At 59.6% G+C, this 25,861-nt stretch carries 24 protein-coding genes, 1 rRNA gene and 1 riboswitch; of the genes, 14 read left to right on the top strand and 11 right to left on the bottom strand.

What is annotated here, in order from left to right; all coding sequences use genetic code 11:
- From rrf to ACB035_RS11030, 5 genes are all read left to right on the top strand, one after another.
- Window positions 1-104, top strand: a 5S ribosomal RNA gene (rrf, locus tag ACB035_RS11010); the annotation flags it as partial.
- Between the two features lie 284 nt (window positions 105-388).
- Complete coding sequence (locus ACB035_RS11015) at window positions 389-841, top strand: pullulanase (protein WP_371167290.1); 453 nt, start codon at window positions 389-391, stop codon at window positions 839-841.
- Between the two features lie 211 nt (window positions 842-1,052).
- Window positions 1,053-3,200, top strand: a complete 2,148-nt coding sequence (locus tag ACB035_RS11020; protein WP_371167291.1) for an adenosylcobalamin-dependent ribonucleoside-diphosphate reductase — start codon at window positions 1,053-1,055, stop codon at window positions 3,198-3,200.
- A 10-nt stretch (window positions 3,201-3,210) separates the two neighbouring features.
- Complete coding sequence (locus ACB035_RS11025; protein WP_201908708.1) at window positions 3,211-3,894, top strand: NrdJb; 684 nt, start codon at window positions 3,211-3,213, stop codon at window positions 3,892-3,894.
- A gap of 220 nt (window positions 3,895-4,114) precedes the next feature.
- Window positions 4,115-5,485, top strand: coding sequence for a PhoH family protein (locus ACB035_RS11030; RefSeq protein ID WP_279464349.1), 1,371 nt, complete (start codon window positions 4,115-4,117; stop codon window positions 5,483-5,485).
- A gap of 78 nt (window positions 5,486-5,563) precedes the next feature.
- Here the strand turns inward: ACB035_RS11030 and thiQ are convergent, their stop codons facing one another.
- From thiQ to thiB, 3 genes are all read right to left on the bottom strand, one after another.
- Complete coding sequence (thiQ, locus tag ACB035_RS11035) at window positions 5,564-6,259, bottom strand: thiamine ABC transporter ATP-binding protein (RefSeq protein ID WP_129504702.1); 696 nt, start codon at window positions 6,257-6,259, stop codon at window positions 5,564-5,566.
- A gap of 81 nt (window positions 6,260-6,340) precedes the next feature.
- Window positions 6,341-7,963 (bottom strand): thiamine/thiamine pyrophosphate ABC transporter permease, encoded by a 1,623-nt coding sequence (thiP, locus tag ACB035_RS11040; RefSeq protein WP_371167343.1) that lies wholly within the window; start codon window positions 7,961-7,963, stop codon window positions 6,341-6,343.
- Window positions 7,960-8,940, bottom strand: coding sequence for a thiamine ABC transporter substrate binding subunit (gene thiB / locus ACB035_RS11045; protein WP_371167292.1), 981 nt, complete (start codon window positions 8,938-8,940; stop codon window positions 7,960-7,962). Before thiB ends, thiP begins: the two co-directional genes overlap by 4 nt.
- 60 nt (window positions 8,941-9,000) lie before the next feature.
- Window positions 9,001-9,091: riboswitch (TPP riboswitch) on the bottom strand.
- An 89-nt stretch (window positions 9,092-9,180) separates the two neighbouring features.
- Between thiB and ACB035_RS11050 the strand changes: the two genes are divergently transcribed.
- Entirely contained in the window at window positions 9,181-9,471 is a 291-nt protein-coding gene (locus ACB035_RS11050) for a PilZ domain-containing protein (protein ID WP_005339160.1), read from the top strand.
- 30 nt (window positions 9,472-9,501) lie between these two features.
- Here the strand turns inward: ACB035_RS11050 and ACB035_RS11055 are convergent, their stop codons facing one another.
- The 5 genes from ACB035_RS11055 to leuA all read right to left on the bottom strand — a co-directional run bounded on the left by ACB035_RS11055 (window position 9,502) and on the right by leuA (window position 15,372).
- Window positions 9,502-10,431: a transglutaminase domain-containing protein gene (locus tag ACB035_RS11055; protein ID WP_265776353.1), complete on the bottom strand. Its 930-nt coding sequence runs from the start codon at window positions 10,429-10,431 to the stop codon at window positions 9,502-9,504.
- 117 nt (window positions 10,432-10,548) lie between these two features.
- Window positions 10,549-11,148 carry a 3-isopropylmalate dehydratase small subunit gene (gene leuD / locus ACB035_RS11060; protein ID WP_100654506.1) on the bottom strand — a complete coding sequence of 200 codons (600 nt, stop codon included), beginning with the start codon at window positions 11,146-11,148 and terminating at the stop codon, window positions 10,549-10,551.
- 12 nt (window positions 11,149-11,160) lie between these two features.
- Window positions 11,161-12,558: a 3-isopropylmalate dehydratase large subunit gene (gene leuC / locus ACB035_RS11065; RefSeq protein WP_201952728.1), complete on the bottom strand. Its 1,398-nt coding sequence runs from the start codon at window positions 12,556-12,558 to the stop codon at window positions 11,161-11,163.
- Window positions 12,559-12,591: 33 nt separating this feature from the next.
- Entirely contained in the window at window positions 12,592-13,677 is a 1,086-nt protein-coding gene (leuB, locus tag ACB035_RS11070; RefSeq protein ID WP_201952726.1) for a 3-isopropylmalate dehydrogenase, read from the bottom strand.
- A 132-nt stretch (window positions 13,678-13,809) separates the two neighbouring features.
- On the bottom strand, window positions 13,810-15,372 hold the full coding sequence (gene leuA / locus ACB035_RS11075) for a 2-isopropylmalate synthase (protein WP_005341192.1): 1,563 nt from the start codon (window positions 15,370-15,372) through the stop codon (window positions 13,810-13,812).
- Between the two features lie 408 nt (window positions 15,373-15,780).
- On the opposite strand from leuA, the gene ACB035_RS11080 reads away from it, so the two are divergent.
- The 7 genes from ACB035_RS11080 to ACB035_RS11110 all read left to right on the top strand — a co-directional run bounded on the left by ACB035_RS11080 (window position 15,781) and on the right by ACB035_RS11110 (window position 21,667).
- A complete protein-coding gene (locus ACB035_RS11080; RefSeq protein WP_005349170.1) occupies window positions 15,781-16,401 on the top strand; it encodes a TetR/AcrR family transcriptional regulator in 621 nt (206 codons plus the stop codon).
- A 126-nt stretch (window positions 16,402-16,527) separates the two neighbouring features.
- Window positions 16,528-17,031, top strand: coding sequence for a phosphatase PAP2 family protein (locus ACB035_RS11085; protein WP_005358196.1), 504 nt, complete (start codon window positions 16,528-16,530; stop codon window positions 17,029-17,031).
- Window positions 17,028-18,137, top strand: coding sequence for an MJ1255/VC2487 family glycosyltransferase (locus ACB035_RS11090; RefSeq protein WP_371167293.1), 1,110 nt, complete (start codon window positions 17,028-17,030; stop codon window positions 18,135-18,137). Before ACB035_RS11085 ends, ACB035_RS11090 begins: the two co-directional genes overlap by 4 nt.
- A 37-nt stretch (window positions 18,138-18,174) precedes the next feature.
- Entirely contained in the window at window positions 18,175-18,327 is a 153-nt protein-coding gene (locus ACB035_RS11095; RefSeq protein ID WP_005339147.1) for a hypothetical protein, read from the top strand.
- A 390-nt stretch (window positions 18,328-18,717) separates the two neighbouring features.
- Window positions 18,718-20,436 (top strand): acetolactate synthase 3 large subunit, encoded by a 1,719-nt coding sequence (locus ACB035_RS11100; RefSeq protein ID WP_371167294.1) that lies wholly within the window; start codon window positions 18,718-18,720, stop codon window positions 20,434-20,436.
- On the top strand, window positions 20,436-20,930 hold the full coding sequence (ilvN, locus tag ACB035_RS11105; protein ID WP_005311605.1) for an acetolactate synthase small subunit: 495 nt from the start codon (window positions 20,436-20,438) through the stop codon (window positions 20,928-20,930). The genes ACB035_RS11100 and ilvN overlap by 1 nt, the downstream gene beginning before the upstream one ends.
- 104 nt (window positions 20,931-21,034) lie before the next feature.
- Window positions 21,035-21,667 (top strand): LysE family translocator, encoded by a 633-nt coding sequence (locus ACB035_RS11110; protein ID WP_371167344.1) that lies wholly within the window; start codon window positions 21,035-21,037, stop codon window positions 21,665-21,667.
- A gap of 175 nt (window positions 21,668-21,842) precedes the next feature.
- Here ACB035_RS11110 and ACB035_RS11115 read toward each other — a convergent pair whose 3' ends face one another.
- The 3 genes from ACB035_RS11115 to dusB form a co-directional block, all read right to left on the bottom strand.
- Window positions 21,843-22,709, bottom strand: coding sequence for a DMT family transporter (locus tag ACB035_RS11115; protein ID WP_371167295.1), 867 nt, complete (start codon window positions 22,707-22,709; stop codon window positions 21,843-21,845).
- Between the two features lie 112 nt (window positions 22,710-22,821).
- Window positions 22,822-23,118: a DNA-binding transcriptional regulator Fis gene (gene fis, locus ACB035_RS11120; protein ID WP_005309538.1), complete on the bottom strand. Its 297-nt coding sequence runs from the start codon at window positions 23,116-23,118 to the stop codon at window positions 22,822-22,824.
- Window positions 23,119-23,144: 26 nt separating this feature from the next.
- The gene (dusB, locus tag ACB035_RS11125) at window positions 23,145-24,110 is read right to left on the bottom strand and encodes a tRNA dihydrouridine synthase DusB (RefSeq protein ID WP_019445016.1); all 966 of its coding nucleotides are present in this window, start codon (window positions 24,108-24,110) and stop codon (window positions 23,145-23,147) included.
- 292 nt (window positions 24,111-24,402) lie between these two features.
- Between dusB and ACB035_RS11130 the strand changes: the two genes are divergently transcribed.
- Window positions 24,403-25,800, top strand: a complete 1,398-nt coding sequence (locus ACB035_RS11130) for a TolC family protein (protein ID WP_371167296.1) — start codon at window positions 24,403-24,405, stop codon at window positions 25,798-25,800.
- The last annotated feature ends 61 nt before the right edge of the window (window positions 25,801-25,861 follow it).

Raw genomic sequence — 25,861 nt, forward strand, 5'->3', positions numbered from 1 at the left:
TAGCGCCGTGGAACCACCTGATCCCATGCCGAACTCAGAAGTGAAACGCGGTAGCGCCGATGGTAGTGTGGCATTCGCCATGCGAGAGTAGGACACTGCCAGGCACCCAATACAAGAAACCCCGCTCATCGAGCGGGTTTTTTTATTGCCTGCAATTCATCACGTCGCCGGATTATTAGACTTCCCCCTTCTTGTCATTCATTGATTAGCCTTCTAAAGCCCCAAAAAGACCTCTTTTTCTGTTCGATATTTGCTCACTAATTCAATGTGTTGGATACAAAAAGTACAGAATGTGATGCCTCTACCTTTCTTGTGATGTCTCCTCTGGTTTAATTCTTCAGTCCATATTGATGGACCAAGGAATCACAATAATTTAAGGAATAGACTCATGTTCAAGAGAACAGTAACGATGATGCTGGCGGCGGGAACCCTGGTATTAGGCGGTTGCGCATCCAATGGTGGTGCAGAGCAGGCTGGGACAGACAACAGCGACTTCGGTGGCAAGTCCATCTACCTGCGCGGGGAGATGAACGATTGGATGGCTACTGATGAAAGCAAGGTTGTCAAGGTGGCCGACAAACTCTATATGGCCAAAGGCACTCTCAAGAAAGAGTGGGCCCCCTACAAGTTCAAGTTTGCTGATTCAGGCTGGAGCTGCGGTACCAACTTTGGCTACAAGAGCCCGAGTGATGGTGTTGCCGTGTTGGGTGGTGAGGCGGTGCCGGTAAACCCCTGCTCCAAGTATGAGGACATGAAGTTCTCACCGGATGCTGATGGCGTCTACGAGTTCTATCTGAATATGGCGGGTGAAACACCGACCGTTTACGTCAAGAAGCCCTGATCTATCTCTGAGTGTTAAATCTCTCAGCAAATTAATCAGTTAAGTGCCCTGGCCCAGAAATCTGCTGGCCGGGGCATTTTTTTAGGTTAGAATCGGCGCCCTCATGGCATCAGGTGTACTATATGTTGTGCCATTAATTTTAGATGGCACCATTGGTTGTGTTTTCTGCTGTTGTCATGATGTTGATGCATTCACATAAGGTTGATTGAAAATGGCTAAATCGAACCCGGTGCTGGAGAGTGAGCTTGGCTCCCGCCTTATCCCCATGCAGGAAACGTCCCTCGAGATCTGGGATAGCAAGTATTGCCTCAAGAGCAAGGATGGTACTCCCATCGACAGCTCTATCGATGAGACTTACCAGCGGGTAGCCCGTGCGTTGGCAGAGCAGGAGCTGGAACCTGAGGCCTGGTATGAGCCGTTCCTGTGGGCGCTGCGCAATGGTGCCATTCCGGCGGGCCGCATCACCTCCAATGCGGGGGCGTTTGAGCACAAGCCTGCCACTTCAACCATCAACTGTACTGTTTCCGGTACCATCGAAGATTCGATGGACGATATTCTTGGCAAGGTGCACGAGGCCGGTCTGACCCTGAAAGCCGGGTGCGGTATCGGCTATGACTTCTCGACCCTGCGCCCGCGCGGTGCCTTTGTCTCCGGTGCCGGTGCCTACACTTCCGGCCCGCTCTCCTTTATGGATATCTATGACAAGATGTGTTTCACCGTCTCGTCAGCCGGTGGCCGTCGCGGCGCCCAGATGGGCACCATGGATATCCGCCATCCCGATGTGATCGAGTTTATTCAGGCCAAGCGTGAAGATGGCCGCCTGCGTCAGTTCAACCTCTCCCTGCTCATCACCGAAGATTTCGTCAAGGCGGTGAAAGAGGATGCGCCCTGGTCGCTGATCTTCCCCTATACCGCCAAAGAGGTGGAGCAGGATGGCATTGCGCTGGACGATCCCGCTCAGGTGCTATGGGCCGACTGGCCCAACAAGGAAGGGGTTGTATTCAATGAGTTGGGGCAGGTCGCTTGTAAGGTCTACAAGACCATGCCCGCCCGCAAGCTGTGGAATGTCATCATGACCTCCACCTATGACTATGCAGAGCCCGGTTTCATCCTGATCGACAAGGTCAACCAGATGAACAACAACTGGTTCTGTGAAGAGATCCGCGCGACCAACCCCTGTGGCGAGCAGCCGTTGCCGCCTTATGGTGCCTGTCTGCTGGGTTCGGTCAATCTGACCAAGTTTGTGCGCGACCCTTTTACTGAAAGCGCTGCGTTCGATTGGCAGGCGTTTCGCAAGGTGGTAGCCATCTTTACCCGCATGCTCGACAACGTGGTAGAGATCAACCAACTGCCACTGGCCAAACAGCGCGAGGAGATCACAGCCAAGCGCCGGCATGGCATGGGTTTCCTGGGTCTTGGTTCGACCCTCACCATGCTGCAGATCAAGTACGGCTCTGCGGCATCCGTCGCCTTTACCGAGCAGGTATCCCAGGATCTGGCGATGACCGGCTGGCAGGAGTCCCTGCGTCTTGCCAAGGAGAAGGGCCCAGCCCCCATCCTGGAGCAGGAGTTCGAAGTGACCGGCAAGATGCTGCGTCTGCGCCCGGAAATGGCGGCTGATGGCATCAAGGTGGGCGACAAGGTGAAGGGCAAGGTGCTGCATGCGCGCTACAGCCGCTACATGCAGCAGGTTGCCGAAGTGGATCCTGCGCTGGTCGCCGAGCTGGCCGAAGTGGGTGGGCGTTTCACCCATCACAGTAGTATCGCGCCGACCGGCACCATCTCGCTGTCTCTGGCCAACAACGCCAGCAACGGCATCGAGCCGAGCTTTGCCCACCACTACAGCCGCAACGTTATCAAGCCGGGCAAGAAGAGCAAGGAGAGCGTCGATGTCTACTCCTTCGAGCTGCTGGCCTACCGCGAGCTGGTGAATCCGGCCGCCATGCCCTATGCCGATGATGAGGCGAGCCGTCTGCCGGACTATTTCATTACTGCCGATGACATCAGCCCGGCGCAGCATGTGGACATTCAGGCGGCGGCCCAGCGCTGGATCGACTCCTCCATCTCCAAGACTGCAAACGTGCCAACCGATTTCCCGTTCGAGCAGTTCAAGGATATCTACATGTATGCCTCGGACTCCGGCCTTAAGGGCTGCACCACCTTCCGCTTCAATCCGGAGGCCTTCCAGGGCGTGCTGGTGAAGGAGAAGGATCTGGAGAACACCCTGTACGATTTCACCCTGGAGGATGGCTCCGTCATCTCCGTCAAGGGGAACGAAGAGATCGAATACGATGGCGAGCTGCATACGGCCGCCAACCTCTACGACGCCTTGAAAGAAGGCTATTACGGTAAATTCTGAGAACGACATTATGGTCAAGAAGATCGACAAGAAAATCGTCGCCTACAAGGTGCGTACCAAGGATGAGCCGCAAGAAGATCTCTCTGTGCAGGATGACGTGGTGCACATGCACGAAACCGTGCTGCGCCCGGAGCGGCTGATGGGTACCACCTACAAGTTGAAGACGCCGGAGCATGTCTCCGAGCACTCACTGTTCATCACCATCAACGACATCATTCTCAACGAGGGCACGGTTCACGAAACTCGCCGTCCGTTCGAGATTTTCATCAACTCCAAGAGCCTGGAGCACTACCAGTGGATCGTGGCGCTGACCCGCATCATCTCGGCGGTATTCCGCAAGGGTGGGGATGTCACCTTCCTGGTGGAGGAGCTGCGCTCGGTGTTTGATCCCAAGGGCGGATACTGGAACAAGGGCAAGTACGTTCCATCGCTGATCGCCGAAATTGGCAACGTGATCGAGAGCCATCTCACCGAGATCGGCATGCTCAAGGCAACCGGGCTGGACGAGCATCAGCAGGCATTTCTGGCCGAGAAACAGGCTGAATTGAAAGCCGCTCAGGAGGCCGAAGAGCAACAGGCGGGCAGTGGTTTCCCGGCCAATGCGGCGCTCTGCTACAAGTGCCACACCAAAGCGCTGGTGCTGAAGGATGGCTGCATGACCTGCCTCAACTGTGGCGACTCCAAGTGTGGCTGACAGACATACCCAAGTAGTTGAACGATAGAAAAAAGACCGGCCATAGCGTCGGTCTTTTTATTGCTGTTTTTATGCTCAATCAAATCAGGCGGCCCAGTGATTTGTTGCGCGATAGTAAAATCGGGCGTAGCGTTGAGGGTAATAAAACTGTCACGGCCGTGTGGTTTCAATGACATCTGAGATTCACACACGTGGCCCTTCAGTGCCAAGGAGGATGCTTATGGACAATACGGACCGAAAGCTGTTTATCCTGGATACCAACGTTCTGCTTCACGAACCCCTCGCTATCTACTCCTTCAAAGAGCACGACGTGCTCATCCCCATGACGGTGCTGGAAGAGCTCGATAACATCAAGGATCGCAACAAGGATGTCAGCCGCGACGCGCGGGTGGCCATTCGTGCGCTGGAAGATGTGTTCCGCGATGCAACCCCGGATCAGATCACCCAGGGCGTTCCGCTGGTTGGCGAAGCGAGCGGCAATATCTGCATCTTCAGCGATCACCATCTGCCGCAGGATGCCGAGGTGTTTACCGACAAGGAGGCCGACAACCGCATCATCAACGCGGCCCTCTATCTGCAAAAGCACGAGTTGAAGCGTCAGGTGGTGCTGGTCACCAAAGACATCAACATGCGCCTCAAGGCCAAGGGGGCCGGGCTTGCTCACGTTGAAGATTACCGTAGCGACCAGCTGATCGATGATATCCGCCTGCTGGCTAAAGGCTTTCAGGTTGTGCCCGGCAGCTTTTGGGAGCGGGTTGGCGAGTGCGAGAGCGAGACCCATGGCCGCGACACCATCCATGTGATCGATGCCAATCTGCTGGAAGGGGTTCACGTAAACCAGTATCTGGTGGATGAGGAGAATTTCTTCGCAGCCCGGGTGCTCAGCCACGATGGCAACAAGATCCGCATCAAGGATCTGGGCCGCGAGCGACTGATGTCCCGCAAGGCGTGGGGTGTCCATCCCAAGAACGTCTATCAGGGGATGGCGTTGGATGCACTGCTCGATCCGCACATCGATCTGGTGATCCTGACTGGCCCGGCGGGTTGCGGCAAGACCTTGCTGGCCATGGCTGCTGCGCTGGAGTTGGTGATTGAGAAGGGCATTTACGAGAAGGTGATCGTCACCCGGAATACCCCGGAAATTGCCGAAAGCATCGGCTTCCTGCCCGGCACCGAAGAGGAGAAGATGATGCCCTGGCTGGCGGCGGTGACTGACACCCTGGAGGTGCTGCACAAGCAGGACGAGAACATGAGCGGCTCGCTCAGCTACATCATGGAGAAGGCCAACATCCAGTTCAAATCGGTCAACTTCATGCGCGGGCGCAGCATCCAGAACACCTTCGTGCTGCTGGATGAGTGCCAGAACCTGACGGCTTCCCAGATCAAGACCATCATTACCCGTTGCGGGGAGGGCACCAAGATCGTCTGTTCCGGTAACTTGGCCCAGATCGACTCCAACTACCTGAGCCCGGTGACCTCGGGTCTCACCTACATCGTCGAGCGTTTCAAGGATTTTGACGGCAGTGCCAACATCTTCCTCAACGGCGTGGTACGCAGCCGACTGGCCTCGTTCGCCGAGGAAAACCTCTGATTAAACTGAATATTTCCAGATACAAAGGGAGGCCAATCGGCCTCCCTTTTTGATCCCGGCGCAGTCTTGTGCCAAGGGCTATTGACCCAGGTAGCGCAGCAGCCCCGGGTGGTTGCTGTTCTGCAGAATATCCGGCTTCCCCTGCAGGGCGATGCGGCCCTCGTCTATAAAGAGCACCTGATCTGCAATCAGCTGGGCATCTTCCGGATTGTGGGAGACCATCAATACGGTAATGCCCTGCTCGCAGGCGAGGCGCGCCACTTCCGCCAGCATCTCCCGACGCAGGGCCGGATCGAGGGCCGAGAAGGGTTCATCCAGCAGCAGCAGCGGTTTGCCCCGCACCAGCGCACGGGCCAGCCCGACCCGCTGCTGTTGGCCGCCGGAGAGCTGTTCAGGCTGGCGGTTTAACATCTCGCCAAGACCAACACGCTCGGCTGCATCGATCACCTGTGCCCGTTGGGCTGCACTCAGGCGCAGACCCGGGTGCAAGCCGATGGCGATATTGTCGAACACCGACAGATGGAGGAACAGGTTGTGATCCTGAAACAGGGTGGTGACTGGTCGCTCGGCGGGGCCCAGTGGCAGCAGATCTTCGCCATCGAAGCTGAGGCGGCCCGACTCCACCGGCACGAATCCGGCGATCATCCCGAGCAGGGTCGATTTACCTGCGCCGCTTGGGCCGATCAGCGCGGTGATCTCTCCCTTGGGCAGGGTCGCGCTGAAGCTGACGCGCCAGTCGGGGTAGCTGGTCACCAGCGTATCAATGTTCAGCATGTTTTCCTCCTCAAAGGGTCCGTTCGACCAGCCAAAACAGCCGCAGAAACGCTAGCACAGGGGCGCAAGGCGTTTAGTATCTCAATGTTGCTCGCCATTTTTTCCTCCAAGACCCCGCTCCACCAGCCAGAACAGGGAGAAACAGAGCGTCAGCAGCAGCAGAGCGGTGGCGGCTGCCTCGGTCAATCGATAGCTGCCGAGCTGCTGATAGAGCAGCCAGGGCAGGGTGGTGAGCTCCTGACTGCCAAACATGGCGATGGCACCGAGATCCCCCAGCGAGAGGATCATCGACAGCGCCATCGCCAGTGCCAGCGGACGGCGCAACAGCGGCCACTCCACCAGCCGCAGGCGATGCAGACCACGTACCCCCAGGCTGTCCGCCAGCCGGTCATACTGGCGCACCACCAGCTGCATGGGGGCGGAGAGGGTGCGCAGCACGTAGGGCAGCGCCATCAGGGCGTTGACCAGCACCACCAGCCAGGGGCCGAGGGCGAACACATCGGCGAACGGCATAAACAGGATGAAGAGACCGGTGGAGAGCACCACGGCCGGGATCATCAGGATCATCGAACCGCTGGCCTCCCAAAGGGCGGCAGCTCGCCGCTGGCGGGTGCGTACCTTGAGGTGGCGACTGGTGAGCAGCAGGCCGCTGCCGAGCAGGGTCGCCAGGGTGCCCGCCGCCAGCGCAATCAGCAGCGACTGGCCGCTCGCCTGCCACAGTTTGGCGGAAGTGAGCGCCGTCAGCAGGCCGGGGTGGAGGCCAGCGACGACGATGGCCAGCAGCGGTGGCAGAAAGATGGCGAGGCCGATACAGAGCGAGAGCAGATCCACCACGGCCGTGCCCGGCTGATGACGGTCCGGTCGCAGGCAGGGGCGACGGGGAGTCACCCTGCTGGCCGGGGGGCTCTGCAGCTTGTGCTGCAGGGCGAGCAAGGCGGCGGTCAGGATCAGCTGCACCAGCGCCAGTCCGCCCGCGGTGGCGAGATCGAAGTCAAAGCGCAGCGCCTGATAGACAGCCACCTCCAGGGTGGTCGATTTCGGCCCGCCCCCCAGCGCCAGCACTGTGGTGAAGCTGGTGAAGCAGAGCATAAAGATGAGGCTGGCCAGCCCCGGCAATATGCTGCGAATAAGCGGCCACTCCAGCAGCCGGAAGATGTGGGATGAGCGCATGCTGAGCTGGCTGGCGAGGCGCCAGCTCGATTCGGGGATGCTCTCTATGCTCTGCAGCATCAGGCGTGCCGCCAGCGGCATGTTGAAGAAGATGTGGGCCAGCAGGATACCGAACAGGCCGTAGAGATAGTTGCCGGGATCCTGCCCCAGGGTGCGCAGCAGCTGCGGCAGCCACCCCTGTTTGCCGTGTACCGCTACTATGCCGAAGATGGCGATGATGACCGGCAGCACCAGCGAGAGGCCAAACAACTTGATCAGCAGGGGACGGCCAATGAAACGGCGCCGCGCCAGGGCGCGGGCCACCGGAATGGCCAGCCCCAGGCTCAGCAAGGTGGAGAGCAGTGCCTGCCCCAGACTGAAGCCCAGCACATGACGCAGATAAGGATCTGCGAACAGGGTGCGGGGTGCCAGCGAACCGGCCTGCCACAGCAGGGCCGCGAGCGGCCCGAGGGATAACAGCAGGATCAACAGGGTGGCTGCACTGCCCGGCAGCCACCAGAGGGGACGAGCCTGTGGTTTCAGATAACGGCTCACTGGGTGACGGCTTGCAGCCACTCGCGGATCCACCCTTTGCGATTGGCGGCCACCTCATCGCTGCTGAAGGCGAGCGGCTTGGCTACGGTGATCATCTGCTCGAAGCCCTTGGGCAGCGGCGTGTCGATAACCGGATACATCCAGTTGCCGGTCGGGATTTCCTGCTGGAAGGCGGGGCTCACCATAAATTGCAGGAACTGGTCAGCCAGCTTCTCCTGTTTGGCGCTCTTCAGCTTGGCGGCCACTTCTACCTGACGGTAGTGACCCTCCTCGAAGGCGGCAGCCTGATACTGGGGCTTGTTCTCGGCAATCAGGTGATAGGCCGGAGAGGTTGTGTAGGAGAGCACCATGTCCGCTTCGCCATCGAGGAACATGCCATAAGCCTCTGACCACCCCTTGGTGACGGTGACCGTCTTTTTGGCAAGCTCGGCCCAGGCGGCAGGCGCCTTGTCGCCGTAGACAGACTTCATCCACAGCATCAGCCCCTGTCCCGGGGTAGAGGTGCGGGGATCCTGATAGATCACCTTGAGGTCGGGGCGCTCCACCAGCTCTTTCAGGCTCTTGGGTGGTTGCTTGAGTTTGTCCTTGTCATAAACAAAGGCAAAGTAGCCGTAGTCGTAGGGGACGAAGGTGTCATCCTGCCAGCCACCCGGCACCTTGATGCCATCCAGCTTGGCGGGATGGGGGGCGAACAGGCCGCTCTGCTTGGCTTCGCTGATGAGGGCATCATCCAGCCCCAGCACTAGGTCGGCCTTGCTGTGGTTGCCCTCCAGTCGCAGCCGGTTGAGGATGGCTACGCCATCTTCGAGGGGAACCAGATTGAGGGTACAGCCGCACTCCTTCTCGAAGGCTTGCTTGATCTTGGGACCGGGTCCCCAGTCGGCAGTGAAGGAGCTGTAGGTGTAGACGGTGAGGGTGTCGGCGGCGAACACATTGGCCGACAGCAGGCCGGTGGTGATCAGCAGCAGGGTCTTCATGGGTGGCACTCCCTATTACTTGTTAATAACGAGGTGCCAGCGGGTGAGGGCGCAAAAAATGAGCGCCATGCCTCAAATTCCTCCGCCAGCATTATCTGGATCAGGTACACGGGTATAATCTCAGCGGTAAACCGCACCCCGTTTGAGAAACGAACCGCATTGTATTAACGTTCTTTTGGGTAGACCAGCACAATTGTGCAATACCCATGAGATGACGCCCACCCAACAGAGGATGTTCGCGTGCTTACCAATACCAAGGAAAGGCGTGCCTTTGCGCGCATGGTCATCAATGCTCCGGTCACCGTCTATCAGCAGCAGCTGGTGCTGGAGGGGATCTGCCGGGATCTCAGTGCTAACGGCATGGGGATTGCGGTCTCTGAACACCAGCTCGACATCAATCAGCCCATCCGGATCAGTCTTGCCACCAACAACAACCTGTTGCCTCCCTTTGAAGCCCATGCCCGTATTATCCGGGTGCTGGAGGAGGAGAGCGGGTTGCTGCTGGCGGTAGAGTTTCTGCCTCAGGGTTAATCCTCTCTCCCCATCGGCAGAGGGAGGGGATTAGCCTTTTTCCTGAACCGGCTGCACACTCAACTGCTTGCTATCGACCAGCGTTTTGCTGGTCGATGCTATTTGGCCCGCAGGCAAGGTGGCGGGGCCGGTAGGTTCGAGCAGCAGGTAGTTCTGCCCCTGCCAGTTGAGGGTCACATCCCCCGGCTTGGCGGGCAGGTCAACGGCCAGCAGGGCATGGCCGGGGACGAACACCATGGCCTGTTTCAGCTCGGGAAAGAGCTGGGCCAGCATGGCGGCCATCAGGGTTACCTTGCTGTCGCAATCACCCCGGTTCTGCTCCAGCACCTGACGGGGAGATAGAAATCCCTTGCCCTGTCTGCCGTTCAGGCTGTCGAGCTGCTGATAGGGGATGCTCTGGATAAAGGTGAGCATATGGGCCACGGTTTTCTGGCGCGCTTCCGTTTCGGTGCTGCCCTGCTGCTTGAGTTGATCCGCCAGCGGAGCCAGCCCGCTGCGACTCTCCAGCGCGATGCGCACATGATCCTGCTTCACTGCCAGCTGCCCGTCCGGGGTGTTGAAGTACTGGAAGTAGTGTTTGGTCAGCCACGCCTGCTCCTCTTTGCTCCGCTTGGATTGCAGAAAGGCCATCGCCTCGCGCGCCTTGTCCTGATTGCGGCTTTTCAGATGCAGCTCCAGCGAGGGACGAGCGAGGGTGAACTGCACCTCGGGGTAGTTCTGGCGCACCTCCCGCAGCAACACCTGCAACACCTCCTCCTGCATTCTCGCCGGACGATAGGCGATAAGGGGCGGCAACTTGCCCTGTTCGAGCCGGTAGGTGAGCTGTTGGGATTTGCCTTCGCTATCCTGCCAGCCGACGCTGATCTGGCCGAGGCTGTTGTTGAAGCTGGTTTGGCTGGCCCCCGCAGGCATGGCAAGCAGCAGGGCACAGAGCAGAGGGATTGCCATCGGTCTCTTCATCATCCTTTCCTGTGGCACGGGCCAGTTCCGGTGGCCCAAAGTGGGAAGCTTCGCGGACAGTAAAACAGGGAGCCGAAGCTCCCTGTTGATTCTACTCGTTTTTTTGCAACTGGCGCGTTAAATCCAGCTCGGCTGCTTCGCCTCAAAAGCGCTGATGGCGGCCTCGTGCTGCAGGGTCAGACCGATGGCATCCAAGCCGTTGAGCAGACAGTAACGGCGGAATTCATCGATCTCGAAACCGAAGCAGAGGCTACCTGCACGTACCTGATTGGCTTCCAGATCCACCTCGATCTCGATGCCCGGTTTGGCGGCCACCAGCTGGAACAGGGCATCGACCTCCTCCTCCTTCAGACGCACCGGTACCATGCCGTTGTTGATGGCGTTGCCGTAGAAAATGTCGGCAAAGCTCGGGGCTATGATGGTCTTGAAGCCGTAGTCGGCCAGCGCCCAGGGGGCGTGCTCGCGACTAGACCCGCAGCCGAAGTTCTCGCGGGCCAGCAGAATGCTGGCACCGGCGAATTGCGGCTGGTTCAGTACAAACTCGGGGTTGGGCTGCTGGCCGGCATCGTCCAGAAAGCGCCAGTCGTGGAACAGGTGCTTGCCGAAACCGATGCGGTTGACCTTCTGCAAAAACTGCTTCGGAATGATGGCGTCGGTGTCGACGTTGGCGCTGTCGAGGGGGACGACGATCCCTTTATGCTGTTTGAATCCTGTCATCGTAATGTCCTCTTACAGTACGCGAATGTCGGCGAAGCGGCCGGTGACGGCGGCGGCGGCGGCCATGGCCGGGCTGACCAGATGGGTGCGGCCGGCGCGGCCCTGACGCCCTTCGAAGTTGCGGTTGCTGGTGGAGGCGCAGCGCTCTCCCGGTTGCAGCCGGTCGTTGTTCATCGCCAGACACATGGAGCAGCCGGGCAGGCGCCACTCAAAACCGGCCTCGATGAAGATCTTGTCCAGACCCTCGGCTTCGGCCTGCGCCTTCACCTGCTCGGAACCCGGCACCACCAGCGCCTGCACGCCAGCGGCCACCTTGCGACCGCGAGCGATGGCGGCGGCGGCGCGCAGATCCTCGATGCGGCTGTTGGTGCACGACCCGATAAATACTTTGTCGATGGCAACGTCGGAGAGCTTCTGACCCGGTTGCAAGTCCATGTAGGCGAGCGCCTTGCGGGCTGACTGCTGCTCCATCAGATCGCTGAAGGATTCCGGCGCCGGAATGGGTTCATTAACGGCAATCACCTGCCCCGGGTTGGTACCCCAGGTGACCTGTGGGGCGATATCGGCGGCGTCCAGCACCACTTCGGCATCGAAACGGGCACCTTCGTCACTCTTGAGGCTCTGCCAGTAGGCGATGGCCTGCTCCAGTACCTCGCCCTTGGGGGCAAACTCCTTGCCACGGATATAGTCGATGGTGGTCTGGTCGGGGGCGATCATCCCCGCCTTGGCGCCCAGCTCGATGGCCATGTTGCACACCGTCATCCGCCCTTCCATGGAGAGGCTCGCAATGGCATCGCCAGCGAATTCCACCACGTAGCCGGTACCACCGGCGTGGCCGACCTTGCCGATAATGGCCAGTACCACGTCCTTGGCACTGATGCCCTCGGCCAGCTTGCCGTTGACCGAAATGCGCATGGTCTTGGCGCGGCCCTGTTTCAGGGTCTGGGTCGCCATCACATGTTCCACTTCGGAAGTGCCGATGCCAAACGCCAGCGAACCGAAGGCGCCGTGAGTAGCGGTGTGGGAGTCGCCGCAGACGATGGTGGTGCCGGGCAGGGTGATGCCGAGCTCGGGGCCCATAACATGGACGATCCCCTGATATTTGTGGTTGAGATCGTAGAGGCGAACCCCGAACTCTTTGCAGTTGTCGGCCAGCGTCTCCATCTGGATGCGAGCCATCTCGCCGGAGGCGGCGATGTCCTTGGTAGTGGTGGAGACGTTGTGATCCATGGTGGCCCAGGTCAGGTCCGGGCGGCGCAGCTGGCGATTCATGGCGCGCAGGCCGTCGAATGCCTGCGGGCTGGTCACTTCATGCACCAGATGGCGGTCGATGTAGATGAGGGGGGTCTCCCCTTCCACTTCCCGTACCACGTGGTCGTCGAATACTTTCTGATAGAGGGTCTTGGCCATTGCTTCTCTCTTCCTTGTTCTCAGTTATGCGGCTCAGATCCGGGCGGCGATCTGGCTACCCATCTCGGACGTGCTCTGCACCGGATGGCGGGCGCTGGCCTGATGCAGGTCGGCGGTGAAGTAACCCTCGGCCAGGGTCTGGGCCACGGCCTGCTCAATGGCCTGGGCGGCAGCCTCCATCCCTAAGCTGTAACGCAGCATCAGGGCGGCGGAGAGGATCTGGGCGATGGGGTTGGCAATCCCTTTGCCGGCGATATCCGGGGCCGAACCACCGGCCGGTTCGAACAGGCCGAAACCTGATTCGTTGAGGCTGGCGGAGGGGAGCAGCCCCATGGAGCCGGTGATCATGGCGCACTCGTCGGAGAGGATGTCACCGAACAGGTTGGAGCAGAGCAGCACATCGAACTGGGACGGATCCTTGATGAGCTGCATGGTGGCGTTATCGATGTACATATGGTTGAGGGTTACGTCCGGATAGGACTTGGCGACTTGCGTCACCACCTCGCGCCACAGAATGGAAGAGGCGAGCACATTGGCCTTGTCGATGGAGGTGACCTTGCCACGGCGTACGCGAGCCGATTCGAACGCAATCTTGGCGATGCGCTCAATCTCGAAGCGATGGTACACCTCGGTGTCGAACGCCTTTTCGTTCGCCCCTTCTCCCTCGCGCCCCTTGGGTTGGCCGAAGTAGATGCCACCGGTCAGCTCGCGCACGCAGGCGATGTCAAAACCGCGATCGGAGATGTCGGCACGCAGCGGGGAGAACTGTTCCAGACCGGTATAGATACGGGCCGGACGCAGGTTGCAGAACAGCTTGAAGTGGGCGCGCAGGGGCAGCAGGGCGCCACGTTCAGGCTGATCGTTGGGGGGCAGATGTTCCCATTTCGGGCCGCCCACCGAGCCAAACAGCACGGCATCGGCCGCTTCACAACCCGCGATGGTGCTTTGCGGCAGCGGGGTGCCGTGGTTGTCGATGGCGATGCCGCCCACGTCATGGCGATCATACTCGAAGGCGAGGCCGAACCTGGCCTGCACCTTCTCCAGCACCTTGACGGCCTCGGCCATCACTTCCGGGCCAATGCCGTCACCCGGCAATACTGCGATCCGATAACTGCTCATACACTCTCCATCCTGATATTGTCTTTGAGAGCCCTCTGTCCGGTTTCCCCGACGCTGCGCGCGGTTGCCGGTTCAGACGTTCCCCGTCCCGATGTTGTCATTCCATTCTGTCTGTTTGGTACCTAGTTCGGCTCAGACGGTTTCTGATTTGATGCTGTTATTTCGTTCCATCTGTTCGGCCACCTGATCGGCGCGCCAGATGCTGTTGATCACATGGAGCAGGGCGTGGGCCGAGGATTCGATGATGTCGGTGGCCAGCCCCATGCCGTGGAATTTGCGCCCCTTGTACTCGGCGACGATATCGACCTGACCGAGGGCATCTTCCCCTTCGCCCTTGCTCTTGAGAGCATATTTATCGATGCGGATCTCATAGCCGGTGATGCGGTTGATGCACTGGTAGACCGCATCCACCGGGCCGTTGCCGGTAGCCGCTTCGCAGATCAGATCCTGTCCCACCTTCAATTTGACCGAGGCGGTGGCCAGTACCGAGCTGCCGCTCTGCACCCCGAGGTACTCCAGCTTGAAGTGCTCGGGCTCTTCGTGGATCTGGCTGAAGAAGGCCAGCGCTTCGAGGTCGTAGTCGAACACCTGCCCCTTCTTGTCGGCCAGGGTCAGGAACTTGCCGTAGAGGTGGTCGAGGTCGTAGCTGCTCTCGGCATAACCCATAGACTCCATCCGGTGCTTGATAACGTGGCGGCCGGAGCGGGAGGTCATGTTGAGGTTGTTCTGGGTCAGGCCAATGCTCTCGGGGGTGATGATTTCGTAGGTATTTTTCGCCTTGAGTACCCCATCCTGATGGATGCCGGAGCTATGGGAGAAGGCGTTGGCCCCGACGATCGCCTTGTTGGGCTGCACCGGCATGTTGCAGAGCTGGCTGACCAGCGTGCTGGTGCGATGAATTTCGTTGTGACGGATATTGGTTTGCACCCCGAGCAGGTCGGCGCGGGTTTTGAGGATCATCGCCACCTCTTCCAGCGAGCAGTTGCCCGCCCGTTCGCCGATGCCGTTGATGGTGCACTCGATCTGGCGGGCCCCCATCTGCACCGCGCCGATGGAGTTGGCCACCGAGAGCCCCAGATCATCGTGGCAGTGGACCGAGATGATCGCCTTGTCGATGTTGGGGACCCGGTTGAACAGGGTGTGGATGATGCCGGAGAACTCTGTCGGCACCGTGTAGCCCACGGTATCGGGGATATTGATGGTGCGGGCGCCCGCCTTGATGGCGGCCTCCACCATGCGGCAGAGGTTATCGATGGGGGTGCGGCCTGCATCCTCGCAGGAGAACTCCACATCATCGGTGTAGCGCAGGGCGTGCTTGATGGCGCCGACCCCCATCTCCAGCACATCCTCGAAGCTCTTTTTCAGCTTGCTCTCCACGTGGATGGAGGAGGTGGAGATAAAGGTGTGGATGCGAAACGCCTCGGCGACCCGCAAGGCTTCGCCGGCGGCGTCGATATCCTTGGGCAGGGCGCGGGCGAGGGCGCAGACCCGGCTGTTTTTGATGTGGCGGGCGATGGTCTGCACCGATTGAAAATCGCCGGGAGAGGAGACCGGGAAGCCCACCTCCATGACGTCGACACCGAGCCGCTCCAGCGCCTGGGCGATCTGCAGCTTCTCCTTGACTGTCAAACTGGCCGCCAGGGCCTGCTCACCATCACGCAAGGTGGTGTCGAATATGATGACCCGATCTGACATGTGACTTCCCTCTTCCTAAGTTCGGTAACGTGCATCCTGCGGCGGCATAAAAAAACCCGTGCAGGGTGCACGGGTTTTTGTAAATTCCGGCTATGCCTTAGCCCGGCTACAAGGATCCCGCGCGAGTTAACGCGATTAGGGAGATTAGTAGTAGCGGGGTGGCGATACGCATGACGTTGTTATTCCTTCCAGTCGATAACGCTTTTACCAATATCGAGATTTTTATGCTGTGTCAACACGGAAGGTCAGGGGCAATCTGCTGACGTATTTAATCGGATTGTAAAGGATTGCAAATTTCCTTGTCCCATATTCGGCCCATGACCGATTATCTGGTCATTCCTGCTGTGCTCTATTCTCTGCACAACCAGATCGACTTATCAGCATTGGCTGAATTATCTGAGGTGTTAAATGGAAAAACGTAGACCTGGTCGTCCGGTCGGACGTTCTGACATTCGTGACAAGTTGCTTGCTGCCGCCCGTGAGCGTTTTCTCAATACTCCCTATAGCAAGGTGACTACACGCGAAATCGCGGAGCTTGCTGGCTCCAATCTGGCAATGATCCACTACTACTTCGGCAGTAAAGAGGGTCTTTACAAAGCGGTGCTGGGCGATGTCGCCGAGCCCCTCGACCATGCCTGGCAAGATGAACACAGCAATCACAGCCTCAACGAGCTGCTCAACACCTACTATCAGGTGATGGCGCCCAACAGCGAGTTGACCTCTGCCATCTCCAGCGCATTGTCGACCGAGAAGAGCCCGGGCCGGGATTTTGTGCTGAACCGCCTGCTGGAACGCCAGCTGCCGCAGTTCGATGCCCTGCTGGAAACCATGAAGTCCAACGGCGAGCTGGGTGACAACCTGGATCCCGACATGCTGAAGATCTCCTTCCTCAGCATGATGTGGCAGCCATTCGTGATGAAAGATCTCTACGAGCAGGTGTTTGGCCTGAAAGTGGATGAGCACTTCATGGCCCGTCTGGCGGACCACAATTGCCGTCTGATGGAGACCGGTCTGCGCGGCAGTCACTGATTTTGCCGCCACATCGAGATTAGAAAGGGCCATTCGGCCCTTTTTTCATAAATCTGTTATCCCTTGTTCAACGTAACGTCATCCCGCTTTCTTACTCTGCAAGCAGAATTCAGGGAAGGAGGGGATATGAACAAGATCCAGCAATGGGACCTGCAGGTGTGCCGGGTCTGTCTGCTTCACGGCTACAACCGGCAGCAGGCGAGGGTGAGTCGTCTCATTTCCCGCACCGGCGATGGCCCGCTTTACGCTGTGCTGGCCGCCCTGCTCTGGTGGCAGGGGGAGGCAGAGCGGGAACTGGTGCGACTGGCGCTGCTCGCCTTCGCCATCGAACTGCCCCTCTATCTGCTGCTGAAAAACAGCCTGAAACGGCAACGGCCGGTCGGCTTGCCGGTCTTTATCACTCCTTCCGATCGTTACAGCCTCCCCTCCGGTCACACCGCTGCCGCTTTTCTGATGGCTACCATACTGGCCACCGGCTTTCCGCTCTGGGCACCCCTGCTGTTTGGCTGGGCGGCGCTGGTGGGAGCATCCCGGCTGCTGCTCGGGGTGCACTACCTGAGTGATTTGGTAGCCGGTGCCCTGCTGGGGGGCGGTTGCGCCGTGCTGGCGCTCAGCTGGAGCCACTCATGAGGATACTGTTTGGGGTGCAAGGCACCGGCAACGGTCATATCAGTCGCAGTCGTACCCTGGCGCGGGCGCTGCGCACGGCAGGGGTCGAGGTGGATTATCTCTTTAGCGGCCGCCCCGCCGACCGCTACTTCGACATGGAGGAGTTCGGCGCCTACCGCGCCTTTCCCGGCCTCACTTTTGTCAGTCACGAGGGGCGAGTTTCTCCGTGGCGCACCCTGCAAGCCGCCTCGCCGCTCACCTTCTGGCGGGATCTGCGGTCTCTCGATTGCAGCGAATACGATCTGGTGGTGAGCGATTTTGAGCCGCTGACCGCCCACGCTGCCCGCCGCTATGGCAAGCCGAGCCTCACCGTCAGCCATCAGGCCAGCTTCAACTGGCCCATCCCGCGCTGGGGGGAGGATGGGGTCAGCCGCCAGCTGATGCGCCACTTTGCTCCTGTGGATCAGCCGCTCGGGCTGCACTGGTTTCACTTCGGCCACCCCTTGTTGCCGCCGGTGATCGACCCCATTGCCGCTGCGCCGGATAACGGCGAGATCCTGGTCTATCTGCCGTTCGAGCAGACCGAGGCGATCGCCGCCCTGTTGTCGCGCTTTGGTCAGCAGCGCTTCGTCTGCTTTCACCCCGCCATTCGCACCCCCAGCCAATGGCGCAACCTGCGCTTTGAGCCCCCCTCGCGCCCCGCTTTTCTGACGGTGCTGGCGGGATGTCGCGGCGTCATCTCCAACGCGGGTTTCGAGCTGGCTTCCGAGGCGCTCACCCTCGGCAAGAAGCTGCTGGTCAAGCCCCTCGGCGGCCAGTTCGAACAGCTGACCAACGGCAAGACGCTCGAGATGATGGGGCTGGCAACTCTGATGGATGTGCTCGATGCCAATCTGGTACGTACCTGGCTCGACAGCGCCTCGCCGGGGGGTGTCTGTTACCCCGATGTAGCGGGGGAGCTGGCCCGCTGGCTGGCGGCGGGCGCTGACGAGAGCGTGGCCTCTCTGTCACGGCGGCTCTGGGCGCGCACTCTGTTTCCGGAGGAGGTAAGTGATCGCCTGAGCGAGCTGGATGGGGGCGACTGTTTATCCAGTTGCTGGTTATCGCAAGTGAGCGTTGTTGACTAGACTGAAAGGCGATCCCACCAAGGAGAGGACGGAGCAAATGCGCTTTACCAATGAAAACGGCGAAGTCATGAACCTGGCTGACAATCTCACCCTGCACGAGTTGCTCGATATGGGTGTCAGCATTTCGGTCAGTGAAGAGACCGATCCGGATCAGCAGATCTGGCTGGCGGAGCCGGATCAGGAGAACTGAGTCATCATTCGGCATCAAGCCCACCGCTGAGCGGTGGGCTTTTTTGTGGCTGTTTTTCCCCTCTGCGGAATGATCCGCTGGCCATTCCCCGACTTCCTTCCCTTTTGTCTCATGGTCGCTACGGCAAGTCATTGAATGTTAATAGCCGGTTGAAATGTATGACTGTTCTGGTCAGATAAAGCCGTGGACAAGCGTTATGAAGCGGGTTAAGTTGGTTTTTCACCCTATTTTCGGGTGAATGACGGAAAAATCCTTTTTTTCTACTGTCGACGGGGCTGAATTGGGCCGATCTGCATTCAGATAACAACAAGAAACGGATCGGGCCGTGCCGGGAAGCACGGCATCGTCGGCGGGATTCGCTAAACGGAGCAAAGCCTGGAGGGCTTTATCATGGAGATGTTATCAGGCGCCCAGATGGTGGTTAGAGCGCTGGAAGATCAGGGAGTTGAGCACGTCTTCGGCTACCCTGGTGGCTCAGTGCTCGACATCTATGACGCTCTCTTCGAAAACGGCAAGATGGAGCATGTCTTGGTGCGGCACGAGCAAGCCGCGGTTCACATGGCTGACGGTTACGCCCGTTCCACCGGCAAGGTGGGGACTGTGCTGGTAACGTCAGGCCCGGGAGCGACCAACTGCATTACCGGTATTGCCACCGCCTATATGGATTCTATTCCGCTGGTGATCCTCTCCGGTCAGGTGCCGACCAGCATGATCGGTGAGGATGCGTTCCAGGAGACCGACATGATCGGTATCTCCCGCCCGGTGGTGAAGCACAGCTTCCTGTGCAAGAAGGCGAGCGATATCCCTGAGGCCATCAAGAAGGCCTACTACATTGCCGCCAGCGGCCGCCCGGGGCCGGTGGTGGTGGATCTGCCCAAAGATGTGCAGAACCCGAAAGAAAAATTCCCCTACCAGTATCCCGAGACGGTCTCCCTGCGCTCCTACAACCCGACCAAGTCTGGCCATAAAGGGCAGATCAAGCGGGCAGCCAAGCTGCTGGTAGAAGCCCAGCGCCCGGTAATGTACGTGGGCGGCGGCGCCATCAACGCCAATGCGGACCATCTGGTGACCAAACTGGCGGAGCTGCTGAACTTGCCGGTGACCACCACCCTGATGGGGCTGGGGGCTTTCTCCGGCGTCCATCCGCAATTTATCGGCATGCTGGGGATGCACGGCACTTTCGAAGCCAACAAGACCATGCACAACGCGGATCTCATCTTCGCCGTGGGTGCCCGCTTCGATGACCGCGTCACCAACAACGTGGCCAAGTTCTGCCCCAATGCGACCGTGGTTCATATCGATATCGACCCCACCTCTATCTCCAAAACGGTGCAGGCCCATGTGCCCATCGTCGGCTCGGTGGAAACCGTGTTGGAGCAGATGCTGGAAGTGATCCGCGAGTGTGGCTTCGATAACGACAAGGAGGCGCTGGCGGACTGGTGGAGCAAGATCAACCAGTGGCGCTCCCGTCACTGTCTGGCCTACGAAAAGTCGGCTACCCAGATCAAGCCACAGCAGGTGATCGAGACCCTCTACAAGGTGACTCAGGGTCAGGCGTTCGTTGCCTCCGACGTGGGCCAGCACCAGATGTTTGCTGCCCTCTACTACCCGTTTGCCAAACCGCGCCAGTGGATCAACTCAGGGGGCCTAGGCACCATGGGCTTCGGCATTCCGGCCGCCATGGGGGCCCAGTTTGCTAACCCGGATGCGGTGGTCTGCTGCGTCACCGGCGATGGCTCGGTGCAGATGAACATTCAGGAGCTCTCCACCTGCATGCAGTACGGGGTGCCCATCAAGATCATCTCCATCAACAACCGTGCGCTGGGCATGGTCAAGCAGTGGCAGAAGATGTTCTACGGCGGTCGTCACAGCCACTCCTACATGGAGTCCCTGCCGGACTTCGTCAAACTGGCGGAAGCCTACGGCCACGTCGGTATCGCGGTGAGCGATCCGGCCGAGCTGGAGAGCGCCATGGAGAAGGCCTTCGCCATGAAGGATCGGCTGGTGTTCATGGATATCTCGGTCGACCCGGATGAGCACGTCTATCCGATGCAGATCAAGTTTGGTGCCATGGATGAGATGTGGCTGAGCAAGACGGAGAGGACCTGATGAGACACATCATTTCAGTACTGCTGGAGAACGAATCCGGCGCCCTGAGCCGCGTGGTGGGCCTCTTTTCCCAGCGCGGCTACAACATCGAGACCCTGACGGTGGCGCCGACCGAGGATCCCACCCTGTCGCGCATGACTATCGTCACCATGGGTGACGAGCGGGTGCTGGAGCAGATCCAGAAGCAGCTGCACAAGCTGGTGGATGTGCTTAAGGTGTGCGACTTGAGCGAAGGGGAGCATATCGAGCGGGAGATCGCGCTGGTCAAGGCGCGTGCCGCCGGTGGGGCTCGTGACGAGCTGAAACGGCTGGCGGATATCTTCCGTGGCCAGATCGTCGACGTCACCCCCGAGCAGTACACGGTGCAGCTGGTGGGCACCAGCGAGAAGCTGGATGCTTTCATCAAGACCGCAGCCCAGACCAACGAGATCATCGAAGTGGTGCGCTCCGGCGTCTGCGGCATTTCGCGGGCGGACAAGGCGCTGCGGCCCTGATGGCTGGCGGGACAGCTGATGACACGTCAGCTGCCGCAGAGTGAAAGAAAAGAGGGCTCTGCGGAGCCCTCTTTGTTTGGTTTTGCTTTACGAGGGGAGGGATGATGTTCGGTATTCATGATCTTGCACTGTTTATGGTCTCGGGGCTGCTGCTCAACATCATGCCGGGGCCGGATTCCCTGCTGGTTATGCTGCGCAGCGGCTCGCAAGGGTGGCGTGCCGGTTCAGTCGCGGCCCTTGGCATCGGCACAGGTGTCATGGTGCATGTGCTGGCGGCGGCGCTGGGTCTGTCGGCCCTGCTCAGTGCGTCGGCCGAGTTGTTTGCCCTCATCAAGCTGGCTGGCGCCATCTACCTCATCTATCTGGGGTTCTCCCTGCTGCGCCAGCAAGCAACGGGTTCCATGGAGAGAGGGCTCACCTTGCCCGCCCTATCCTATGGCCAGATTTACCGGCAGGGTGTGCTGACCAATGTACTCAACCCCAAGGTCGCGCTCTTTTTCCTCGCCTTCGTGCCCCAGTTCATCGCACCGGATGCCCCCGACAAGGCGCTCGCCTTTATCCTGCTCGGTTGCATCTTCAATCTGGGCGGCATCATCTGGTGTCACCTGCTGGTCTTTACCACCGTCTATGCCAGCCACAAGGTTCGGTTGTCGCAGCGTCTCGGTCGCTGGTTCAACCGGGGCATCGGCACCCTGTTTGTCGGGCTCGGGATCAAGCTGGCTTTTTCAAGCCGCTAACTGGCTGCCAAGGGGCGTTCAAGAAGGGAGCTGGCGCACAGGGCCGAGCCGAGAACATGGCCCCAAGCAGGTCGCTGTGACAATGCAACAAAAGGGGCTTGCAACTGCAGGCCCCTTTTCGTTGATTGTTTCATCCGCATAGAGGCGTTTGCAGTGGGCAGCTAGCGTGCCGGTTTCAGCGTGCGCTGCGCAACAGCAGGGGAAGCTGGTAGAGCACCAGGGCGCCGAGTACCAGTCCGGCACCGGCCAGTTTGGCGCCGCCGAGGGGTTCGCTATAGAAGAGGGTGCTCAGCAGCAGAGTCCAGATCGGCTCCAGCAGCATCATCAGGGCGGCGTGGGCGGTGGTCATCTTGCTCAACGCATGGGTGAGCAGCCAGTAGCGCAGGGTGGTGGCGATCAAGACGCTCGCCGCAAACCAGCCCCAGATGCCGTGGCTGACTCCAGCCTCGGGCCACTGTTCGGTCAGCAGGGAGAGCAGGGTGCCGAGCAGGCCGGTCATCGCCAGCTGGATGCAGGTGAGCCAGGTGGGGGCAATAGATTGGGCGAAGTGGCGATGGACGGCAAGCTGGATACCGAGGGTGGTGGCCGCCGCCAGAAACCAGAACAGCGAGAGTGACACGCCCCAGTGGGTACTGCTGGAGAGCAGCAGCAAACCGGCGATGGCGATGGGCAGGGTGAGCCAGTAGTGGCGGCCGGGCTTGGCTCGAAAGGCTCCCCAGGCGGCCAGCGGGGCCATCAGGGTGGCGACGCTCATGATAAAGGCGCCGCTGCCCAGCGCATCGCTCTGGCTGATTGCGGTGACCCACAGCAGCAGGCTGGCGCCGAGGAGGGTGCCGCAACCGGCAGCGCGCACCAGCTGGGCGCGAGTCGGCGGTGGCTCGCGCAACCAGGCCAAGGGGAGCAACAGCAGCGCGGCCAGCAGAAAGCGGCTGCCGATAAAGGCGGCAGGGGGCAGTTCGCGGATCGCCTCTTTCGAGAAGAGCCAGCCAGCGGCGGCCAGCAGGGTGACCAGTACCATCAGCAGCAGGGGAGTGCGGTTCATCGGGGTCGTCATGGTGAAATGGAGGGGAGAGCATAAAGGAAAGGCGCCAGGTATTGCTACCTGGCGCCTTTCGCATCTGCCTTGAACCGCCGTCGCGGCTCGCGGCCAGCAATCAGTTCATGCCGTAACGCTTGAGCTTCTTGCGCAGGGTGCCACGGTTGATACCCATCATCACGGCAGCGCGAGTCTGGTTACCACGGGTGTACTGCATGATCACGTCCAGCATCGGCGCTTCGACTTCGGAGAGAACCATATCGTACAGATCAATCACTTCCTGACCGTTCAACTGGGCCAGGTAGTTACGCAGGGCCTGTTGCACAGAGTCACGCAGGGGGCGCTGGGTCGGCTCGGCAGCGTGATTGTGAGTAGTTGTTACCAATGCATCAGAAGTCAGGGTTTGTTCGAACATATTCGGTCGGCTCTTTAGTTATCTTGTTAACCTAATCCATCGAAATACGCTTCGAGTGCCTCAAGTTGCGCGTCTGCGCAATCCAGGGCATTGAAGTGCTTACGGAATTCTCGGCCCGTCTCTTCTTCATCCAGATACCAGCCCACGTGTTTACGGGCTATGCGCGCTCCCAGATATGCACCATAAAACCGGTGCAGGTTGGTTACATGCTCGTTCATCAGGGTGCGAACCTCTTCCCTCTCGGGAGGCGGCAGCTTGGTGCCCGTCTCAAGAAAATGACGGATTTCCCGGAAAATCCAGGGTCGTCCTTGCGCAGCTCGGCCGATCATCACGGCGTCAACGCCGGTATAGTCGAGGACATACCGGGCTTTCTCCGGGCTGTTGATGTCACCATTGGCGACAACAGGAATCGATACGGCCTGCTTAATCGCCCTGATCGTGTCGTACTCCGCTTCGCCCTTGTAGAGGCAGGCACGGGTACGACCATGCACGGCAAGGGCCGCGATACCGCAATCTTCGGCGATTCGGGCGATCTCCACGCCATTGCGGTTATCCGGATCCCATCCTGTGCGGATCTTCAAGGTGACAGGCACCTCCACTGCATCAACCACGGCCCGGCAAATTGCTTTGACCTGATCGGGGGCACGCAGCAGGGCAGAACCTGCCAACTTCTTATTCACTTTTTTTGCCGGACATCCCATGTTGATGTCGACGATCTGTGCGCCCTGCTCCACGTTGTAGCGGGCAGCAAACGCCATCATCTCGGGGTCGGCTCCGGCAATCTGGACCGATCGCAATCCGCCTTCTGCAGAGTGATCCATCCTCATCCGGGTTTTCTGGGTATCCCAGACATCCGGGTTGGCCAGCAGCATCTCGGAAACGGCCATGCCAGCCCCCAATCGCAAACAAAGTTCACGGAATGGTCGGTCAGTTACACCGGCCATGGGAGCCACAATCAAGGGAGTTTCAAGCGTGTGGGGACCTATCTGCATTCCACGGTTACCATCGGCTTAGGGCGGCGTATATTACGCATTTTTTAGGCAGGAGAAAAGGTTAGTATTTGAGCGTCAGCCATTTTTTTCTGAAAAAAACGTCGCGCCAAGGCTTGCAAATTCTGGAGTTATTGAAAAACGGCCAGATTGCCGGAGACTGATCGCTGTACCATTCGGGTCGGACGCCTGCATAATTGTCAGTCCACTTGCAGGCCCGCTTTGCGTTATGATAGCGGGCTTAAGTCGAGCAAATGCTCCAAACATTTATGCAACAAAAGCGGATTGGGGATCTATGACGTCAAGGTTCATTAAATCACTCTGGCCGTGTCTGATGGGGGCCGTGCTGGGGTCGGCGCAGGCGCAAACCATCAGTTTTGGCGAAGCCTGGACCCGGGTCATCCAGCAGGATGAAGGGCTGGCTGCCGAGCAGGCCGGGGTCGATCGGGCCAAGCAACTGCGCGAGGCGGCCAAGGATATGTATCTGCCCAAGGTGGATCTGGGGGCCAGCTATACCCATCTTGATCAGCCGATTGAACTTGATGCCCTCGATCTCAATCCGCTGGCCAAGCAGAAAGATCTGATCCTGGCGCTCGGCAGCCTGTTCGGGGTCGGGGCCAACGCATTTGTCACCCCCCTGACCAAACAGAATGTGGTGACCAGCTCGGTCAAGATGCTCTGGCCGCTGTTTGCCGGTGGTCGCATCGATGCGGCGCAGGATATCCGCCAGGCGCAGGTGAGCGAGGCTCAGCAGCTGCTGGTGCTCAAGCAGCAATCCACCTTCGAGAGCCTCTCCCAGACCTATTTCGGCGTGGTGCTGGCTGCTCAGGTGGTGCAGACCAAACAGGAGATCGAAGAGGGGCTCGCCCACCATCTGGATCACGCCAAGAAGCTCGAAGCACAGGGGCAGATAGCCAGGGTGGAGCGCCTCTCCGCCCAGTCGGCCTATGACAGAGCGCGCATCGATACCCAGAAGGCGTGCCGCAGCCTCGAGATCGCCGAGCTGGCCCTTGGCCGCATGCTGAAGTTGCCAGATGCCCAGCCGGGCAGCGGCCTGTTCGTCAACAAGGAGCTGCCGCGCCTTGAGGGGTTGGTGAGCCAGACCCTGGAGGTGCACCCCGGTCTCAAGCTGCTCAGCGCCAAGAAGGAGCAGGCCAAGGGGCTGATCCGTGTCGAGCAGGGCAAATATGCCCCCGAGGTGTTCCTGTTCGGCAACTACAACCTCTATGAAGATGATTCACTCGCCTCCAAGACCGCTCCGGACTGGCTGGTGGGGGTGGGTGTCAGCATGCCGCTGGTGAGCCGCGATGGCCGCTCCGAGACGGTGCAGGCCGCCAAGAGTGCCGAGCTGCAGGTCAATCTGCTGCAGGCCAAAACTCGCGATGATCTGAAGCTGCTGGTGGAGAAGACCTGGCGCGAAGCGGCGCAGGGGCTGGAGGAGTATCAATCCCTCTCTTCCACCCAGGCGTTGGCAGAGGAGAACGTGCTGCTGCGGGACAAGGCCTTTGGGCAGGGGCTCTCTACGTCACTCGATGTGGTGGATGCCCAGAACCAGCTGGCAGGAGTCAAGACCCAGCGTGCGGCGGCGGCTTATCAATATGTGGTGTCGCTGGCCCGCCTGCTGGCACTCTCCGGCCAGATGAACAGTTTCAATCAATATCAGCATGGTCAGGTGATCGAGGTGAACTCATGATCCCGGTCCTGTCTGTTCCTTTTTTCATGTCTTTTCCGACCGTCAAGGGTCGCCCGTTTGT

The organism is Aeromonas sp. S12(2024), from assembly GCF_041402305.1.
GTDB classification, from domain to species: domain Bacteria; phylum Pseudomonadota; class Gammaproteobacteria; order Enterobacterales; family Aeromonadaceae; genus Aeromonas; species Aeromonas veronii.